Annotated in this window: 2 protein-coding genes; one reads left to right on the forward strand and one right to left on the reverse strand. The window is 72.6% G+C overall.

Annotated elements, in window-relative coordinates:
- Positions 1–200: 200 nt before the first annotated feature.
- Positions 201–2,549: a CHASE domain-containing protein gene (locus ADBZ5U_RS15140; protein WP_526811566.1), complete on the forward strand. Its 2,349-nt coding sequence runs from the start codon at positions 201–203 to the stop codon at positions 2,547–2,549.
- Positions 2,550–2,575: 26 nt separating this feature from the next.
- On the opposite strand, the gene ADBZ5U_RS15145 is transcribed toward ADBZ5U_RS15140, so the two are convergent.
- On the reverse strand, positions 2,576–3,468 hold an 893-nt coding region (locus ADBZ5U_RS15145; protein ID WP_526811568.1), incomplete at its 5' end, for a carboxylesterase family protein.

Consider the following 3,468-nt stretch of genomic DNA (forward strand, 5'->3'; position numbering starts at 1 on the left):
AGGGACCCGCGTACGAGGTGGGGACCGGACGCGCCGGTGTCGGCGCTGGTCGGATGTCTTGCTCGGCGCGCTCCCGAACGGGCGAGCACGGCTCAAGACAACCCGCCCAGTATGCCTCACACCCCGTCGCTATCCAAATCCGCCCGGGGAGGCCGAATCATCGGCATCCGGGCCGCTCACTTCTGCCGTAGCCTCGTAGGATGGGGTCTGGGGGCCGGGTCGGATCGGCGCCGGTCGCCGAAGGCCCAACCGCCCTGGTCTCCGCCGCCATCGCCCTGGTCTACGCCCTCCTCGGCTTAGTCACACTCGGGCTGGCCCAGATGACCGGTCTCGCCTCGCCGGTCTGGCCCTCGGCCGGGGTGGCCTTCGCCGCCGCACTTCATTGGGGATGGCGCGCTCTGCCGGGGGTCTTCGCCGGGTCGGTCGGCGTCAACGGGCTTTGGCTGAGCTGGCAGGACGGGCCCGAACCGCGCACCTGGATCATCGCCGCGGCGGTCGGCCTCGGTGCGGTTCTGCAGGCGGCCGCGGGGGCGGCCCTCGTCCGCCGGTTCGTCGGCCCCGCCCAGCGCCTCGACACGCCACGGGCGGTGATGCTCACCCTGGCGCTCGGCGGCCTGCTGGCCACCACCATCGCCCCGACCGTCGGCGTCGCGGCCCAGCTCGGGTCCGGACTGCTCGGCCCCGGCCAGGCGGGGCTGGGCTGGCTGACCTGGTGGGTCGGCGACGCCATCGGGGTCATCGTCTTCGGGCCCCTGGTGCTGATGATGCTGCCGTCGCAGGCCCGATACTGGTCGGGGCGGCGGTGGCAGATCGCCGCGCCGTCCCTGCTGATCTTCGGAATCCTGATGGCGGGGGTCATCGAGAACATCGCCCGGGAGCGGGCCCGGATCGCCGATGCGGTGGAGCGGCTGGGCGACCAGGCCGCCGCCGACCTCGCCCGGGACATCGCGCTTAACCAGGAGGTGCTCGAAGGTCTCCGTGGCCTGTTGGATTCGGCGGACGACGTCTCCGCCAAGGAATTCGACGCCTACACCGACGACGTGCTGGCCCGTTTCCCCAACATCCAGGCCCTGTCCTGGAATCCCCTGGTGAGCAAGGCAGACCTGGCCGCGTTCGAGGCGCGGCAGCGCGCCCAGCCGGGCCTGGAGGACTTCACCGTCACCGAGCGCGACGCCGCCGGCAACCCGCGGCCGGTCTCGCCTCGTCCCGAGTACGTCGTCGTCGCCTACATCGAGCCGATCGCGGCAAACCGCGATGCTCTCGGCTTCGACATCTACTCCAACCCGGCCCGGGCCGCCGCCATCGAAACGGCCCGCGACACCGGTCGGCCCACGGCGACCAGCCCCATCGACCTGGTGCAGGAGTCCGGCACCCAGAAGGGCATGCTCGCCCTGCTGCCGGTCTACCGGGGCGGTGCCGATCCCGGAAGCGAACCGGCCCGCCGCGCCGCGCTGCGCGGCTTCGCCGTCGGCGCGTACCGCCTCGGCGACCTGCTCGCCGAGACGTTCCGGGGTGCGAACTGGGACAGCGTCGACGTGACGCTCGTCGACGTCACCGACCGGGCGGACCCGGTGGCCATCGCCGACCTCCCCGCCCGCAACCCCGCCGCGCCCGGGGTGGGAGGCGCCGCGCCGACGGCCACCACGTCGCCGCTGGACGTCTACGGCCGCAACTGGGAGCTCACGGTGCATCCGACGAGCGCGGCCTTCACCGACGGTCGGCACGGGGTCAATGCGCTGTTGCTGCTGGGCGCCCTGGCGGTGTCGCTGCTGCTCGAGGCCTTCCTCCTGGTCCTCTCCGGCGCGGAGTCGGTGGCCCGCAGGCTGGTGTCCGAACTGCGCGGCGCCTCCCGCTACGTCACCTCGATCCTGCCCCGCGACCTCGACGGCCCGGTGCCCGTCACCGCCCGCTTCATGCCCTCCGAGGAACTCGGCGGCGACAGCTTCGACCACCGCTGGATCGACGACGACCACCTCCTCGCCTACGTCGTCGACGTGTCCGGCCACGGCGTCGCCCCGGCAATGCTCTCGGTGTCGGTGCACAACCTGCTCCGCTCGGGAAGCCTCGACCACCAGACCATGCGCGATCCCGGGCCGGTGCTCACCGAACTCAACCGGCTCTTCCCGATGGAGCAACAGGCCGGCAACTACTTCACCATCTGGTACGGCGTCTACCAGCCCTCCACCCGAACCCTGCGTTACGCCGGCGCCGGACATCCGCCGGCGATCGTGCTGACCGCAGACGGCGCCGAACCGGTGCGACTGCCGTCGGGGTCGGTCCCGATCGGGGTCCTGGAGGACACCGCCTACGAGACCCGCAGCCACCTCATGCCCCCGGACTCCGATCTGCTGATCTACAGCGACGGCGCCTTCGAACTGACCCTGCGCGACGGCGAGTCCTGGAACCTCGAGGACTTCATCGACCTGTGCGCCCGCACCGCGCGCTCACCGCAGTGGACCATCGGCGACCTCGTCGACCGACTCACCGAACGGTCCTCGACCAGTCACTTCGCCGACGACTGCACATTGGTACGGGTCAGCGTGCGCTGAGCCCTCGCCGACCGGACGGGGCGTGGTCAGCCGCGGGACTCCCAGAACCCGCACTGGTGACGCGCGGCGAAGTCGACGGTCAGCAGCGGTGCGCCGGTCTGCAGCGAAAGCCGTTGGGGCTGTTCGGGATCCAGCGCCGGCCAGGCCGGCTGCCCCTCGACCTCCGGATTGCCGGTGGTGACGAACGCGCTCCAGTAGGCGATCATCTGATCGGCCAGCGCGCGCTGGGCGGCGTTGAGCGGCGGGGCGCCGCCCAACTCGAACAGGTAGCGCAACTCCAGGGCGTGGCCGGCCCCGAGCGCGAAGGGCACCGCGCGCAGAGGTTCCGGCGCCGGGGCGGTGCGGTCGGTGAACTCGTAGGCGTAGACCGGCTGGCGGCGGGCGAGGGAATTGGCCATCGCGTCGATCGGGCAGGAGAACACCCCGTCGCCGACCGCGGCGGCGTAGGCCGGGCCCGGGCCGTCGTAGCGACTCGGCGGGTAGCGCGCGGCGACCGCCGCGGCCTCGCTGCCGAAGGTCTCGGACAGCAGGGCGCGGTAGGCGGGCAGCTTTCCGCGCCGCAGATACGTCGTCGCCACGAACAGGGTGAACTCGTCGGCGGTGCTTCCGATCAGCACCGGGACCCGGGCCGTCATGCCGGTGCCGGCCACCGCAGGCGGAGCCGCGGGCAGGCGCTGTGTCCCGGTGACCGGACCGGTGAGCACATTGGCGCCGATGCGGGCGTAGCCCGGGCCGGACTCCAGCCGGGCGGCGGGCAGGTCGCGCAGGCACTTCGCGGCGGTGGCCGGCCGGACGCAGCCGAGCCGGGCCGCGTAGTCCACGCTGATCCGCTCGGCGGCGGGCCGATCGGCCTGGGCCTGGCACGGGCCGCTCTGCAGGATCGCGGCCCGGAACAGTCCGTAGGACTCCGGCGCGACGA

Source organism: Mycobacterium sp., from assembly GCF_040398885.1.
Classification (GTDB): Bacteria; Actinomycetota; Actinomycetes; order Mycobacteriales; family Mycobacteriaceae; genus Mycobacterium.